Source organism: Krasilnikoviella flava (assembly GCF_900167525.1).
Lineage (GTDB): Bacteria > Actinomycetota > Actinomycetes > Actinomycetales > Cellulomonadaceae > Isoptericola > Isoptericola flavus.
Window position 1 is genome coordinate 505511 of record NZ_FUZQ01000001.1, and the last position, 15568, is coordinate 521078.

Genomic DNA, 15568 nt, shown 5'->3' on the forward strand with positions numbered 1-15568 from the left:
GTTCCGCGCCCGCACCCCGGCGGCGAGGATCGGGAACCATGAGGGTCCTGCGCATCTCCCACAGCGCGGTGGTCGACGCCTGGCGCGGCCGCGAGGTCGAGCTGCGCCGGCACGGCGATCACGTCCGCGTCCTCACGGCCGCCGTCTGGGACGAGGGCGGCCGGGACGTCCGCCCCTCGCCGGCGCCCGACGAGGAGCTCGAGACCGCACGGACCCTCGGCCGCCACCCCGCCCTCTTCCTCTACGACCCGCGGGCGCTGTGGCGGGTGCTCGGCGAGCCGTGGGACGTGCTCGACATCCACGAGGAGCCGGTCGCGCTCGCCACCGCCGAGATCCTGGGCCTGCGCGCGGTGCGGCGGTTCGTCGACGCCGCGCGCGGGCGCCGCGCCCGCCCCGCGCCCTACCTGCTCTACTCCGCGCAGAACCTGCTCAAGCGGTACCCGTGGCCGTTCCGCGCGCTCGAGGCCGCCGCGCTGCGCGGCGCCGCCGCCGTCGTCACGTGCAACCACGACGCCGCCCGCATCGTGCGCTACAAGGGGGCCCGGGGCCTGGTGCAGCGCATCCCCCTCGGCCTGGACACGACGCGCTTCACGCCGTCGACGGCGCGGGCCGACGACCCGGCACCGGGCCGGGTGCGCGTCGGGTACGCGGGGCGCCTCACCACCCAGAAGGGGGTGGACGTGCTGCTCGCGGCCGTCGCCCGGGACGAGTCCCTGGGGCTCGTGGTGGCGGGCGCCGGCCCGGAGGAGGTACGGCTGCGGCGGGCCGCCGCCCCGCTGGGCGACCGGGTGACCTTCCTCGGCCCGCTGGACACCGACGACCTCCCCGCGTTCTACCGCGGGCTGGACGTGCTCGTCGTGCCGTCGGTGGAGACGCCCGGGCTCGCCGAGCAGTTCGGCCGGGTCGTGGTGGAGGCGATGGCGTGCGGCACGCCCGTGGTGGCGACCCGGGTCGGCTCCGTCCCGGACGTCGTCGCCGGCGCCGGCGTCCTCGTGGCGCCGGGCGACCCGGCGGCGCTGCTGGACGGCATCCGGCAGGCGACGCGGCCGCAGACCGCGCGCGTGCTGCGCCTGGCCGGGCTCGACCGGGCCCGGGAGTGCTCGTGGCCGGAGGTCGCCGGGCGGTACCGCGCGGTCTACGCGGCGTGCCGCGGCACGACGACGGACGACCACGGCGTCACCGCGCGCGGTGGCGCGGACCACCGGCCGGCGCCCCGCATCGAGGTCGTCGTCGTCGCCTACGGCCGCCCGGAGCTGCTGCGCGCCGCGCTCGAGCCGCTGGCCGGCACGTTCCCTCTGACGGTCGTCGACAACTCGTCCGACCCGCGGCACCGCGCGATCACCGAGGCCTGCGGCGGCGTCTACCACGACCCGGGGCGCAACCTCGGGTTCGCCGCGGCGGTCAACATGGCGCTCGCGCACCGGCAGGACCCGGGGGCCGACGTGTTCCTGCTCAACCCGGACGCCGTCGTCGGGCCGGACGCCGTCGCGGCGCTCCACGACGCCCTGCACGCGGACCCCGGCCTCGCGAGCGTCGGCCCGGCCCAGGTCGACGGCGACGGACGGCCCGGCCGCGTGGTCTGGCCGTTCCCCTCCCCCGCCCGGGCCTGGCTCGAGGCCGCCGGCCTGGGCCGGTTCCGGATCCCGGGGGAACGCTCCTTCGTGATCGGGTCGGCCCTGCTGGTCCGCGCCGAGGCGCTGCGCAGCGTGGGCGCCCTCGACGAGCGGTTCTTCCTCTACGCCGAGGAGACCGACTGGGCCTACCGGGCCGACCGGCGCGGCTGGCGGCACGCCGTCGTGGAGACCACGAAGGTCCTGCACGAGGGCGCCGGCACGAGCACCGACGACCGGGTGCGGGAGCTGCACTTCCACGCCTCGCAGGAGCGGTACCTGCGCAAGCACTACGGTGCGGCGGGGTGGGCCGCCGCCCGCGCCGCGCTCGTCGCGGGCGCGGCGCTGCGGTCCGCCGCGCTCCGCGGCCCTGGCCGGCGGCACGCGCAGCGCCGGCTGCGCACCTACCTCGGCGGGCCCACGGCGCTGGAGGGCCGCGAGGTGGCGGCCTCGTGAGCGCCGCCGGGCGCCGGGTCGCCCTCCCCACCGGCCTCCGCGCCGGCCTGTGGACGACGACCCGCGCCACCACCTGGGCGGCCGTCCTCGTGGTCGCCGTCCTCGGTGTCACGTACGTGCTCGCCCACGACCTCACGCTCGGGGTGGCCGCCGCGACCCTCGTCGCCCTCGCCGGTGTCACCCTCTACGACCCGTCGCTCGTGCCGGTGGTCGCGATGCCCGCGTTCGTCGTCTCCGACCGGATCGGCGGCGACAGCCTGAACATGACGCTCAGCGACGTGGCGCTGTTCGGCGCGTTCTGGGTGGCCCTCCTCTTCTCGCCACGCCCCTTCACCCCCGCGCTGCGGTCGATGCTGTGGCTCTCGGCGATCTATCAGCTCGCCTCCCTGTTCGCCGTCGTCGCCACGCCCTTCCGCCAGAACACGGTCGAGTGGTTCCACGCCTGGGTCCTAGTCGGTGGAGCGCTCGTCGTCGGCTGGGCGGTGGGCCGGTCCGGGCGCGCGACGCTCGGGCTGACGCTCCTCACCCTCGCCACCCTGGTGGTCGCGCTGAACGCCTGCGCGCTGGCCGCGGTGCAGCTCGCCCAGGGCGACGTGTCGCCGGTCTACCCGAACTGGCCGCTCGCGATGCACAAGAACCTCGCGGGCCCGATCTTCATGTCGGTCGCGCTCGTCGCGTTCGTCCGGCAGCCCTGGCTGCACTGGCCGGCGTGGTTCCGCATCCCCGCGTTCTACGTGCTCGTGCTCGGCCTGATGGCCGTGCAGTCCCGGCAGGCGATCGTCGGCCTCGGCGTCGGCCTGATCGTCCTCGCGCTGCGCGCGGGCCACGGCCGCCACTGGTCCCCGATCCTCATGCTGCTCACCATGGCCCCGGCGGCGATCTTCGTCGCGAGCCGGGTCCAGGACGACCTCTCCGGCGACGACCCGTTCAACTCCACGGCGTTCCGCGTCGCGGGGATCGCGGGCGGCTTCGACGTCTGGCGGGAGAACCCGTGGTTCGGCGCCGGCCTGCGGTGGTGGAGCTCCGGGCCCGTGGCCGGGTTCCAGCCGCCCAACGCGGTCGCGGAGGTGCTGTCCTCCGTCGGCGTCGTCGGCCTCGCGGGGTTCGCGGTCCTCATGCTGGGCACCCTGGTGGTCGCGTGGCGGATGGACCGCCGGTTCGGCACGCTCGCCGTCGCGCTGCTCGCGTCCCGCCTCGTCGCGAGCCAGTTCGACCAGTTCTGGGTCTCGATCATCGTGTCCCTGCCGTTCCTGCTGGTGGGCGTGTGCCTGGGGGCGGAGGGACTCGACAGGCAGTCGGGCACCCGCGACGTCCGGCACGGACAGGTCGGCGGGGACGCGCCGCCGCCGAACGTGCCGAGCCCCCGCTCGGACGCGGCGCTGCAGACGGAGGCGTCATGAGGATCACCCACGTCGTCGTGACCGACGCGTTCGCCGGGGTCGAGGCCCACGTCGCCCGGCTCGCCAGGGCCCAGGCCGACGCGGGGCACGACGTCGCCGTGGTCGGCGGTGCCGCGGCCTCGATGTCCGGTGCCGCCGGTGACGCCGTCGAGCTCCGGCCGGGCACCACCGTGGCCGAGGCCCGCCGGTCGCTCGCCGAGGGAGCCCGGCCCGACGTCGTGCACGCCCACATGACGGCGGCCGAGACCGCGGCCTGCCTCTGGGCACCGGTGCTCGCACGGCGTGTGCCGCTCGTCGTCACGCGGCACTTCGCCCTCGTCCGCGGCCGCAGCCTCGCCGGCCGAGCCGTCGCGCACGTCATCCGCCGGACGGTGGCCGCGCAGATCGCGATCAGCCGGTACACGAGGGAGCGGATCGACGGTCCCAGCGAGGTGATCGTCGCGGGCGTCGAGGAGCGGCCCCACCCGCGCGTCTCCGCGCTCAGGTCGCCCGTGGTGCTCGTCGCGTCCCGCCTCGAGCCGGAGAAGCACGTGGACGCCGGCGTCCGCGCCTTCGCCGCGTCGGGCCTCGCCATCGCCGGCTGGCGGCTTCGGATCGCCGGGTCGGGCTCGCTCGAGGTCGCGACCAAGGAGCTGGTGGCCAGGTTCGGGCTCGACCGCGCCGTCGACCTGCTCGGGCACCGCAGCGACGTCGCCGCCCTGATGGCCGACGCGTCGATCTTCCTCGCCCCGACCCCCGGCGAGCACTTCGGGCTCAGCGTGCTCGAGGCGATGGCGAGCGGCGTCCCGGTGGTGGCGGACGGCTCCGGCGGGCACGTCGAGTCGCTCGGCCGCGCCGGGGGTCCCGGCCTGTACGCCACGGGCGACGCCGACGACGCGGGGCGGCGGCTGCGTGCCCTCGCCGAGGACCCCGCGCTGCGCGACCGCTACGGCGCCGCCCTGCAGGCCCGGCAGCGGGCCGAGTTCTCCCTCGCCCACCAGGCCGCCGCCACCGAACGCGTGTACCGGGACGTGCTGCCGTGAACCCGGCCCGGGAGACCGTCGTCGGCCCCGACCTCGTCGTCGTGTCGCTCGAGCCGTGGGACCACGTCTGGCGGCGCAACCAGCACCTCGTCGCGGGGCTCCTGCGCGAGCGCCCGTCGGCGCGGGTGCTCTTCGTCGAGCCGGTCGGCGACCCCCTGCACGCGATCACCCGCGGCGCGTGGCCGCGGCCCGGGCGGGGGCTGCGGCCCGCCCCCGACGTCGAGGGGGTCGGCCCCCGCCGGCTGTGGCTCCTCGAGCCGACCAAGCTGCTCCCCCGGCGGGTCGCCCCGCACGGCGACGAGCGGCGCGCGGCCGTCGTCGTCCGCGCCGCGCGCCGCCTCGGGCTGGCGCGGCCGGTGCTGTGGGTCAACGACCCCTACGGCGCCACCCTGGCCCGCGTCAGCGGCTGGCCGACCCTGTACGACGTCACCGACGACTGGACCGCCGCGTCGCGCGGCTCGGCCGAGTCGCGACGCGTCCTGGACGGCGACCGGTACCTCGTGGAGCACGCCGCCACCGTCACCGTCTGCTCGCCCACCCTGGCGGCCCGCAAGGCCGACGCCCGCTCGGTCGTGCTCGTGACCAACGGCGTCGACGTCGAGCGGTACCGGCGCCCCGTCCCCCGCCCGGCGGACCTGCCGGCCGGCGGCACGGCCGTCTACGTCGGCACGCTGCACGCCGACCGGCTCGACGTCGCGCTGTGCGAGGAGACCGCCCGCGCGCTCGACGGCGTCGGCACGCTGGTGCTCGTCGGCCCGGTCGCGCTGGAGCGCCCCGACGTCGACCGGCTGCGCCGCGCGGGCGTGGCGGTGCTCGGCGCCCGGCCGTTCGACGAGGTGCCCGCGTACCTGCAGCACGCCGAGGCGCTCGTCGTCCCGCACGTCGTCGACGAGTTCACCGACAGCCTCGACCCGCTCAAGCTCTACGAGTACCGGGCGGTGGGGCGGCCCGTCGTGTCGACCCCGGTGGCGGGCTTCCGCGACACGAGCGACCCGCGCGTCGCCGTCGCCGGGCGGGAGGACTTCGCCGCCGCCGTGCGCGACGCGCTCACCGTCCCCGCGCCCGCCCCGGCCACCGCGGAGGACGCCGGCGCCGAGCCGATCCCCAGCTGGACGCGCCAGGTCGCCCTCATGTCCGACGTCGTCGACGCCGTCCTGCCACCCGCTCCCACACCTCGGTGACGGCCCGCGCGGTCTCGCGGGCGGGAAACCGGCGGGTCGCGTCGTCGTATGCCGCCCGGGCCCGCCGCTCGGCGCCGCCCGGGTCGTCCAGCACGGTCAGGAGCCCGGCGGCGAGCGCCTCCGGGTCGCCCGGCGGCACGAGCACGCCCAGGTCCCGGCCCAGCGGCCGGACGATCTCCGGGACCCCGCCGGCGTCGGTCGCCACCACGGGGACCCCGCGCACCATCGCCTCGACGACCACCTGGCCGAACGGCTCCGGGACGGGCGAGGCGTGCACGCACACCGACAACCGGTCGAGCTCGGCGGCCGGGTCGTCGCTGAACCCGACCACGTCCACGGCGCCGCGCAGCCCGAGCCGGCCGATCTCCGCGTCGACGGCCACCGCGTAGTCGTCGGCGCCGAAGAGCGCTCCCCCGACCAGGCGGAAGCGCACGTCGGGGCGGCGGTCGAGCACCGTGCGCGCCGCGCGGACCAGCTCCAGCTGGCCCTTGGTGGGGCTGATCCGGCCGACCAGGCCCACCACCGGGAGCTCCGGCGGCACCCGCGCCTCGAAGGTGGCGACCGCCTGCTCGGGCGCGTAGCCGGGGTGGACGACGGTCAGGTCGCGCACCCCCGGCAGCGTCCCGGCGGTCGCCCGCGAGTTCGCGACGACGGCCCGTGGGCCGCGGCGGGCCAGCGCGCGCAGCAGCCGGACGGCGGTCGAGGGAAGGTAGTCGGGGGCGACCCGGTCGTGCACGTGCCACACCACCGGCACCCGGCACCACCGGGCCGCGAGGAGCCCCACGACGTCGGCGCGCAGCGAGTTGGTGTGCACCACGTCGGCGTCCGCGCGACGGAGCACGCCGGCCACCCGGACCACGAGCCGCACGGTCTCACCCACCGCGAGCACGGCTCGCCAGGAGCCGGCGAGCGCGTGCCGGTCCATGACGCGCGACCGCGCCCCCGCCCGGACCACCACGGTCCGCACGCCCGCCGCCCGCAGCCTGGCCACGAACGGGCCGTCGTCCAGCACGATCGCCCGGAGCTCGACGCGTCGCGGGTCGAGCTCCGCGGCGAGCCGGAGCAGCGCCAGCTCCCCGCCGCCCAGCGCCGCGGTGTGGTCGACGACGACCACGCGCAGGGGCCCCTCCCTGCCGCCCCGGCGGGCGGTCACGGCCGGCGCGCGGTGCGCAGGAGCCGGCCGATCGTGGGCGCGACCTGCGCGGGCGTCGGCGGCTCGTCCTGCGCGGCCGTCGGGACGGGCGACGCGACGGTCCCCACCCGGACCCCCGTGGGCGGGAACACCGGCGGCCGGGCCGGGGTCGTGCCCTCCCGCGCAGGGGTGACGCGCTCGGGGGCGGCGTCGCCCTCCGGGGCACCCGGGCGCTCCGGGGACGCGTCGTCGTCCACCTTGCTCGCGGCGGACGGGTCGACGTCGGAGGGGTCGGTGTCGGCAGGAGCGGTGTCGGACGGGTGGGTGTCGGACGGGTGGGTGTCGGACGGGTCGCCCTCGTGGGGCTCGCCGTAGGTCGAGGCGTAGACCATCCGGCTGTCGCCCTTCACGCCGGCGAGCGCGACGCCGGTGAGCGGCACGCCGTTGATCCGCAGCCGCTCCGCGGCCTCGGCCAGGACGCTGCGCGCGGTCCGGCCCGCGGTCGTGACGAGCACGACGCAGTCCGCGAAGGCACCGAGGATCGTGGCGTCCGCGGCCGCGAGCACCGGCGGCGCGTCGATGACGAGCACCTCGGCCGCGTCCCGGGCCGCCTCGACCGTCGCGCGGACCCGGTCCGTCGCCAGGTAGTCCGCGGGGTCCATCGTCGGGTCGTAGAGCGCGAGGAAGCGCAGGTTGGGCACCTGCGTGGGGCGCAGCCCGTCCGGGTCGGTCCCCGGGCCGTTCGTGCGCGGCAGCAGGCCCTCCAGGTCCGGCCGGCGCAGGTCGCCCGACACCGCGACGGTGGCCCGCCCGCTCATCGCCCACGACGCCGCGAGGTTGGCGGCGATGAACGACCGCGGTGCGTGCGGGTCGGTGGCGGTCACGACGACCACGGCGTGCTCGCGGTCCTGCATCGCCACGTGCAGGGCGGTGCGCAGCTCCCGGATCGACTCGGTGAACGGCGAGGCCACCCGGCTCGAGATCGGCAGCACCGGCGTGCGGCGGTACGACCTGGCGGCCTTGGTCACCCCGTAGAGCTCGGCGAGCACGGGCACGCCCGCGGCGACGGCGGCGTCGGACCGGCCACGCAGCCGGGAGTCCAGCGCGCGCCGTGCCAGGGCGAGCCCGATGCCGATCGCGAGCCCGGCGAGCGCACCCAGGAGGACGATGCTGGCCCGGGGCAGCCCGACGACCACGGCCGACGAGCCCGTCGCCGGGACGAGCACCTGCGCGGGGGTCACGATCGACTCCAGGGTGCTCCGGCTCGCCGACAGGGTCTGGTACTGGTCGATGATCGTGGAGCGCTCCGCGCCCGCCAGGGGGTCCTTCGGCGCGTCCTTCACCTGCTTGTCCACGGTGTCGAGCTGGTCGCGCAGGGCGTCGCGCCGGGCGTCGATCTCGGTGATCTGGTCGTCGATGACGCCGGGCAGGCTGTCGACGTACGCGGACGCGACCCCGTTGGCCAGCTCGACCGCGCCGCCCGGGGTGCCCGCCGTGGTGGTGACGGTCATGATCCCGGTGGTGGCGTCGAACACTCCCGACACCTGGGCGGCGAGCGCCTTCGGGTCCGCCCCGGCGGCCACGGCCTTGCCGGCCGTCTGGAGCACGCCGGGGGCCTCGACGAGGCCGGGGTCGGTGTCGACGCTGGTCGTGGTGGCCGCCGGGGTCGTGCTGTCGCCCAGGTCGACCGAGTTGATCTGGACGGTGGCGGTCGCCTCGAACACCTCGGGCTTGCGGTCCGCGTAGACGGTCGCCGCCGCCAGGGCGAGCACGATCGAGGCGACGAGGAAGTACTTGCCCTCCCACATCACCCGCAGGAACTCTCGAACGGTCATCGGCCCTCGATCTCCCTGTGCGTGCCCGACACCCCGGCGACCGCGACCTCCTGCGCCACCACGGCCTGGAGCCGGGCGACGAACGCGTCCCGGGAGAACCCCTTCACGTGCACCCCGATGGCCTCCTGGTCCCAGGAGCGCGCCAGCGCGGCCTCGATCCCCTCGGCGACGGGCGCCGCCTCGGGGCTCTCCACGTACAGGCCCGTCACGCCGTCGACGACGGTGTCGAGGTAGCCGCCCGTGCCGAGCGTCACCGCGGGCACGCCGAACGCCGCAGCCTCCAGCGGCGTCAGGCCGTAGTCCTCGTAGGACGTCGCCACGAGCAGCGACGCGTGGGCGTACAGCCAGCGCAGCTGCGCGTCGTCGACCTTGCCGACGAACCGCACGCCGTTCCCCGCCAGCCGCTCGAGCCGCTCGCGGTCGGGGCCGACGCCGACGACCACCAGGGGCAGGCGCAGGCGCCGGGCGGCCGCGACGACGACGTCGACGTTCTTGTACGGCAGGAGCCGCGCCACGCAGAGCAGGTAGCCCGGGGCCAGACCGGGCACGGCGGCGGCAGGGCCGTCGGGATCCATCGCGGGCGGGGGCGGGACCACCTCGGCCTCGATGCCGTACACCTCCTGGACGGCCCGTCGGGCCACCGTGGAGACGGCGAGGTACACGTCCGCTCGTGCGGCGGCGTCCGCGTCGGACCTCCGCAGGCCGGGGCCGAGGAGGTCGAGCGCCGACCCGGCGAGCCCCGTGCGCCACAGGTCCTTCCACGTCCGGCCGGACGCCCCGGAGAGGTACCTGTCCCGCTGGTACAACCAGCGGGCGGGCGCGTAGCAGTACACGACGGTGCGCCGGGCGCCGCGGTAGCGGTGCGCCCAGCCGCTCGAGCTGGCGAGCAGCACGTCGGCGTCGACGGGCTGGCTCTCGACCGCACCCCGCAGCAGCGGCAGGGCCAGCCGGTGGTTGCGCCGCAGCGGCCCGACCCGGTCCAGTCGCGACGGACGCACGTCCACCTCGGCGAACTCGGGGAACGTCCCGTCCGGGTGGTACAGCGTCGTGTAGAGCGGCGCCGACGGGAAGGCCTGGGCCATCGTCAGCGCCACCCGCTCGGCGCCGCCGCGCTGGGTCAGGTAGTCGTGCGCCAGTGCCACCGTCGGGCCCATGGTTCCTCCTCGTGCGGACGGTCGAGACCGCCCGTCGAGCGTAAGGAGACCAGGGCACGGAATGGGCCCTGTGGAGGCCTTTCCACCCGGGTGAAGAGCCCGGTCAGGCCCCGTTCACACCCTGGTGTGGAACTTGCCCTGCGCGGCGAGGAGCCCCTCGACGAGCACCATCTCGACGGCGTCGGCGGCGTCGTCGACGAGGATCGGGAGGTCCTTCCGCTCGGTGGCGGAGAAGTCCTTGAGGACGTGGTCGGCGGTGTCCGTACGACCCGGAGGCCGGCCGACGCCGACGCGGACGCGGACGTAGTCCTTGGTGCCGAGGGCCTTGGTGATGTCGCGCAGGCCGTTGTGCCCGCCCTCGCCGCCGCCGGACTTGAGCTTGACGGTGTCGAACGGGATGTCGACCTCGTCGTGCACCACGACCACCTGGGCCGGGTCCACGCCGTAGTACTTGACGAGGCCGGCGACCGGCCCGCCGGAGGTGTTCATGTACGTGGTGGGCTTGGCCAGCACGACCCGCGGGCCGGGGCGGCCGCCGGGCAGCACCCCGAGCCGCGTCTCGGCGACGACGGCCTGGGCGCGCGCGTGCCGGGAGAACCGGGCGCCGGTGCGCTCGGCCAGCAGGTCGAGCACCATCTGCCCGACGTTGTGCCGGTTGGCCGCATACTTCGGCCCGGGGTTGCCCAGCCCCACGACGAGCCACGGGGTGTCGGTCATCGGGTGTCGGTTCCTCTCCTGCGCCTGCCCGGGATCGCTGTGAGCATGATTTTGGCCCACCTCCTCGCGGGGAAGTGGGCCAAAATCGCGCTCACGGCGGGGGGTGTGGTCAGCCCTCGGTGGACTCGGCGGCCTCGGCGGTCTCCTCGGCGGCCTCGCCCTCCTCGGCCTCCTCGGCGACCTCGCCGCGCGGCTCGGCGACGGCGACGACGGCGGCGTCCGGGTCGGTGAGCAGCGTGGCGCCCTCGGGCAGGGCGATCTCGCCGGCGGTGACGTGCTGGCCGGCCTCGAGGCCCTCGATCGAGACATCGACGGACTCGGGCAGGTTCGTGGCGAGGGCCTCGACCGACAGGGTCTGCGCCTCGACGAAGTGGATGGTGCCGGGGGCCGACTCGCCCACGACGTTCACGGTGACGTCGACGGCGATCTTCTCGCCGCGCTTCACCAGCAGCAGGTCGATGTGCTCGATGGTGCCGCGGACGGCGTCGCGCTGGATGTCCTTGATGACGGCCATCTCGGACTTGTCGTCCAGCTCGATGGTGAACAGCGCGTTGGAGTGGCGCGTGGCGAGCATCGTCTGGTGACCCGGCAGGGTGATGTGCAGCGGGTCGGTGCCGTGCCCGTACAGGACGGCGGGGATCTTGTTCTCGCGACGGATGCGGCGGGCGGCGCCCTTGCCGAACTCGGTGCGGGCCTCGGCGGCGAGCTTGATGTCGGACACGTGGATCACTCCTGGGATGTCTGTGCGTGCCGACGGCCAGAGGGAGCCGTCGGCTGTCCACGAGGAGTGTGGTCCCCGCGAACTTGCGGTTGCGTCGGCGTGGGACACGTGACGGACGCGATCGTGAGCGCGCCGTGGGGGCACCCGCAGAACGCGGTGCACCGACAGCCGCCCAGTCGATCACGGAAATCCGACGGATCCTGCGCTGAGGGTGGCGGCCAGGTCGCAGGTGCTGGACCTGCACGACCCTGGTGACCGGCGCCCGTCAGACGTCCCTCGCCGAGGCAACCGGACGAGTATAGCCTCACTCAGGGCTGGGCGTGCTCGCCGGGGCGGTCCCCTGTGCGGCCCCGGGCCCGCGAGGTGCCCCGCGGGCGGTACACGACCTGCGCCTGGAAGACGAACCGCACGACGAACGCGACGAGGATGAGCACCGCCTGCACGAGCTCGGGGTGCGGCACGGCGCGCTCGACGATCCACCACAGCAGCAGCGTGCGCACGGCCGCCTCGGTGCCGTTGAACGCGAACGACCGCACGAACCGGCCCCAGAAGCCGTGCGCGCCCTCCCGCAGGTCGGCGAAGACGAACCGCTCCTGCAGCAGGAAGTTGATGACGATCGTCACGACGTTGGCCCAGACCACCGCGGGCAGGTAGTGCACCCCGAGCGCCTGGAGCCCGGCGAGGATCGCGAGGTTCAGCACGGCGCCGAGCGCGCCGATCAGCGCGAACGGGGACAGGCGGCCGAACCGCAGCAGCGTGAGCTGCTGCACGTAGCGCAGCCCGTTGGCGACGGTGGCCTTCGACCGGCCGGCGAACCGCTCCCCGAAGACGAACGGCTCCTCGACCACCACGAGCCGCTGCCGGGCGAGGATCTCGAGCAGGATCTTGAAGCCGCGCGGGCGCAGCGCGGCGAGGTCGACGGCGGCCCGGCGCACGACGAAGAACCCGGTCATGGGGTCGGAGACGTCGCGCAGCTTGACAGGGAACATCGACCGGGCGAGCAGCCCGGACGCCTTGGACACCCAGCGCCGGTAGCGGCCGTCGAGGCCGCCGGCGTCGCCGCGGCCGGTGTACCGGGAGGCAACGACGACGTCCGCCCCGGTCTCGCGGGCGGTGGCGAGGAGCACGGGCACCATCTCGGGCGGGTGCTGCAGGTCGCCGTCCATGACGACCACCCGCTCGCCGGTCGCGGCCCGCAGGCCGGCGACGACCGCCCCCGAGAGCCCGCCGTCGGGCACCTCGCGGTGGATCATCCGCACGGGCAGCGCGGACCGGGCGGCGACCTGCTCGATGACGGCGGGGGTGTCGTCGCGGGAGTCGTCGACGAACAGCACCTCGACGCCCCCGGGCACGACCTGCCCGCCGCCGTCGGGCCCGAGCGCGGCGGCCAGGCGGCGGACCAGCTCCGCGACGTTCGGCCCCTCGTTGTAGGTGGGGACCACCACGGTCACGTCCACCGTCATGTCCCTCCCCTCGGCGGACGACGCGGCCCGGGGCGACGTGTCACCCCGGGCCGCGACGTCGCTCAGGCGTTGCCGTCGAACAGGCTCGTGACGGAGCCGTCGTCGAAGACCTCGCGGATGGCGCGAGCGACGAGCGGGGCGATGGACAGCACGGTGAGCTTGTCGAACCGCTTGTCGGCCGTGATCGGCAGCGTGTCGGTGACGACGACCTCGGTGGCGCCGCACTCCTGCAGGCGCTGCGCGGCGGGGTCCGACAGGACGCCGTGCGTGGCGGCCACGGTGACGGAGCGGGCCCCGGCGTCCATGACCACCTTGACGGCCTCGGCGATGGTGCCGCCGGTGTCGATGAGGTCGTCGACGAGCACGCAGTCGCGGCCCTCGACCTCGCCGACGACGCGGTTGGCGACGGCCTGGTTGGGGCGGGTGACGTCGCGCGTCTTGTGCACGAAGGCGAGCGGGCAGCCGCCCAGCTTGGCGGCCCACTGCTCGGCGACGCGGATGCGGCCGGCGTCGGGCGAGACGACGGCGACGTTGGACAGGTCCACGCGGGTGCGCACGTAGTCGACCAGCACGGGCATGGCCCACAGGTGGTCCACGGGGCCGTCGAAGAAGCCCTGGATCTGCGGGGTGTGCAGGTCGACGCTGAGGACGCGGTCCGCGCCCGCGGTCTTCAGCATGTCGGCGACGAGCCGGGCCGAGATCGGCTCGCGGCCGCGGCTCTTCTTGTCCTGGCGCGCGTACGCGTAGAACGGGGCCACCGCGGTGATCGAGCGCGCCGAGCCCCGCTTGGCGGCGTCGACCATGAGCAGCTGCTCCATGAGCCACTGGTTCACCGGGGCGGTGTGGCTCTGCAGCAGGAAGATGTCCGAGCCGCGCACCGACTCGCTGAACCGCACGTACGTCTCGCTGTTCGCGAAGTCGTAGGCCGAGACGGGCAGCAGCTCGATGCCGAGCTCCTTCGCCACGGCCTCCGCGAGCTCCGGGTGCGCCCGGCCGGTGGCGAGGACGAGCGTGCGCTCACCGGTTCCGGGGATGAAGTTGTTCATCGCTGCGTGCTTCCTTCGGTCGGGTCGGAACTGCCGGCGGAGTCGGTGGAGGCCTGGTCGGCGGGCGGCACCACCGGGATGGCGCCGGTGAGGGCATTGTGCGCGGCGAGCTGCTGCTGCGCCTGGGCGCCGAGCCGGCCGGCCGACGCCTCGGCGCGGGAGCGCTCGGCCGCCTCGGCCGCCGGCGTCCCGGGCCAGCGGCGCTCCACCCAGTCCTCGATGTTGCGCTGCTGCGCACGGGCGACGCCCAGCGCGCCCGCCGGCACGTCCTTGACGATGATCGAGCCCGCGGCCGTGTAGGCGCCGTCGCCCACGGTCACCGGCGCGACGAACATGTTGTCGGCGCCCGTCTTCGCGAACGAGCCGATCACCGTGCGGTGCTTCTTCTGGCCGTCGTAGTTCACCGTGACCGACGCGGCACCGATGTTGGTGTGCTCGCCGATCGTCGCGTCGCCGACGTACGACAGGTGCGGCACCTTCGAGCCCTCGCCGATCTGCGCGTTCTTCGTCTCGACGAAGGTGCCGATCTTGCCCTTGGTACCCAGCTCGGTGCCGGGGCGCAGGTAGGCGAACGGGCCGACCGACGCGTCCGCTCCGATCACCGACAGCGAGCCGTGCGTGCGCACCACGGTGGCGCCCGGGCCCACCTCGACGTCGGTCAGCGTGGTGTCCGGGCCGATCGTCGCGCCCGAGGACACCTGGGTGGCCCCGTGCAGCTGGGTGCCGGGCAGCAGCGTCACGTCCTCGGCGAGCTCGACGTCGACGTCCACCCAGGTGGTCGCGGGGTCGACGACGGTGACGCCGGCCTGCATCCACTCGAGCAGCACGCGGCGGTTGAGCTCGGCGCCGAGGGTGGCGAGCGCCACGCGGTCGTTGACGCCCTCAACGAGCATCGGGTCGTCGCTGAGCACGGCCCGCACGGCACCGCCCTCGGCCCGCGCGGAGGCGACGACGTCGGTGAGGTAGACCTCGCCCTGCGCGTTGTCCCGGCCCAGGCCGGCGAGGCCACGGCGCAGCACCGCGGCGTCGAAGACGAAGACGGAGCTGTTGATCTCGCGGATCTCGCGCTGCGCGGGCGTCGCGTCCTTGTGCTCGACGATCGCCAGCACGTCGCCGGTGCCGTCCTCGCGCACGATGCGGCCGTAGCCGGTGGCGTCCGCGACCTCGGTCGTGAGGATCGTGACGGCGTTGCCGTCGGCGTGGTGCGCGGCCAGCAGCTGGCCCAGCGTGGCGCCGTCCAGCAGCGGGATGTCGCCGGCGAGGACGACGACGGCGCCGTCCAGGCCGTCGCCCAGCGGGTGGTCGCCGCCGTTGGCGTGGTCGACGTGCAGCTCGTCGTCGACGGCGTCGTCGTGCACCAGCTGCGCGGCCCGCCCGGCGTGCGCGCGGGCGTCGAGCGCGTCGAGCGCGCACTGCACGGCGCGGCCGGTGCCGGGGATGTCGTCCTGGTCGACGACGAACACGTCGGGGTCCACCTCGAGGGCCGCCGCCGCGACGAGCTCCCGTTCGTGCCGCACGACGACGGCCACGCTGAGCGGCTCCAGCTCGCGCGCCGCCGTCATGACGTGCCCGAGCAGGGTGCGCCCGCCGATGCCGTGAAGCATCTTCGGCGTCGCGGACCTCATCCGCGTCCCCTGCCCGGCGGCGAGGACGACGACGGCCGCCGGCCTCACGGTGGCGTTGTCCTGAGCCTGTCGAAGGGTCGAGACCACGAGTGCTCCGTCTCTCTCGGGTGTGCTCTGTCGATGGTGCACGAGCTCCGCCCCCAGGACTCGAACCTGGACCAAAGGCACCAAAAACCTCTGTGCTGCCGATTACACCAAGGCGGATC

The 15568-nt window shown here is 75.3% G+C and carries 12 protein-coding genes and 1 tRNA gene; 4 read left to right on the forward strand and 9 right to left on the reverse strand.

The features are described 5' to 3' along the window. Positions 1-38: 38 nt before the first annotated feature. From B5Y66_RS02075 to B5Y66_RS02090, 4 genes are read left to right on the forward strand one after another with little or no spacing between them, the layout of a single operon-like run. The gene (locus B5Y66_RS02075; RefSeq protein WP_245806867.1) at positions 39-2066 is read left to right on the forward strand and encodes a glycosyltransferase; all 2028 of its coding nucleotides are present in this window, start codon (positions 39-41) and stop codon (positions 2064-2066) included. Then, the gene (locus B5Y66_RS02080; RefSeq protein WP_079570279.1) at positions 2063-3466 is read left to right on the forward strand and encodes an O-antigen ligase family protein; all 1404 of its coding nucleotides are present in this window, start codon (positions 2063-2065) and stop codon (positions 3464-3466) included. The genes B5Y66_RS02075 and B5Y66_RS02080 overlap by 4 nt, the downstream gene beginning before the upstream one ends. Next, complete coding sequence (locus B5Y66_RS02085) at positions 3463-4488, forward strand: glycosyltransferase family 4 protein (protein ID WP_079570281.1); 1026 nt, start codon at positions 3463-3465, stop codon at positions 4486-4488. The genes B5Y66_RS02080 and B5Y66_RS02085 overlap by 4 nt, the downstream gene beginning before the upstream one ends. Then, entirely contained in the window at positions 4485-5669 is a 1185-nt protein-coding gene (locus B5Y66_RS02090; protein WP_079570284.1) for a glycosyltransferase, read from the forward strand. Before B5Y66_RS02085 ends, B5Y66_RS02090 begins: the two co-directional genes overlap by 4 nt. On the opposite strand, the gene B5Y66_RS02095 is transcribed toward B5Y66_RS02090, so the two are convergent. From B5Y66_RS02095 to B5Y66_RS02135, 9 genes are all read right to left on the reverse strand, one after another. Continuing rightward, a complete protein-coding gene (locus tag B5Y66_RS02095; protein ID WP_176168755.1) occupies positions 5617-6783 on the reverse strand; it encodes a glycosyltransferase family 4 protein in 1167 nt (388 codons plus the stop codon). The two genes, B5Y66_RS02090 and B5Y66_RS02095, sit on opposite strands and share 53 nt — an antisense overlap. A gap of 35 nt (positions 6784-6818) precedes the next feature. Further along, positions 6819-8636: a polysaccharide biosynthesis tyrosine autokinase gene (locus B5Y66_RS02100; RefSeq protein ID WP_079570290.1), complete on the reverse strand. Its 1818-nt coding sequence runs from the start codon at positions 8634-8636 to the stop codon at positions 6819-6821. Further along, a complete protein-coding gene (locus tag B5Y66_RS02105) occupies positions 8633-9790 on the reverse strand; it encodes a glycosyltransferase (RefSeq protein ID WP_079570293.1) in 1158 nt (385 codons plus the stop codon). The genes B5Y66_RS02100 and B5Y66_RS02105 overlap by 4 nt, the downstream gene beginning before the upstream one ends. A gap of 114 nt (positions 9791-9904) precedes the next feature. Next, the gene (pth, locus tag B5Y66_RS02110) at positions 9905-10507 is read right to left on the reverse strand and encodes an aminoacyl-tRNA hydrolase (protein ID WP_079570296.1); all 603 of its coding nucleotides are present in this window, start codon (positions 10505-10507) and stop codon (positions 9905-9907) included. A 109-nt stretch (positions 10508-10616) separates the two neighbouring features. Then, a complete protein-coding gene (locus B5Y66_RS02115) occupies positions 10617-11228 on the reverse strand; it encodes a 50S ribosomal protein L25/general stress protein Ctc (protein ID WP_079570299.1) in 612 nt (203 codons plus the stop codon). A gap of 308 nt (positions 11229-11536) precedes the next feature. Next, the gene (locus B5Y66_RS02120; RefSeq protein ID WP_245806868.1) at positions 11537-12691 is read right to left on the reverse strand and encodes a glycosyltransferase; all 1155 of its coding nucleotides are present in this window, start codon (positions 12689-12691) and stop codon (positions 11537-11539) included. Between the two features lie 62 nt (positions 12692-12753). Continuing rightward, positions 12754-13737: a ribose-phosphate diphosphokinase gene (locus B5Y66_RS02125; RefSeq protein WP_079570302.1), complete on the reverse strand. Its 984-nt coding sequence runs from the start codon at positions 13735-13737 to the stop codon at positions 12754-12756. Continuing rightward, entirely contained in the window at positions 13734-15362 is a 1629-nt protein-coding gene (gene glmU / locus B5Y66_RS02130; protein WP_079571686.1) for a bifunctional UDP-N-acetylglucosamine diphosphorylase/glucosamine-1-phosphate N-acetyltransferase GlmU, read from the reverse strand. Before glmU ends, B5Y66_RS02125 begins: the two co-directional genes overlap by 4 nt. A gap of 132 nt (positions 15363-15494) precedes the next feature. Continuing rightward, positions 15495-15566 (reverse strand) — tRNA-Gln (locus B5Y66_RS02135). Positions 15567-15568: the final 2 nt, after the last annotated feature.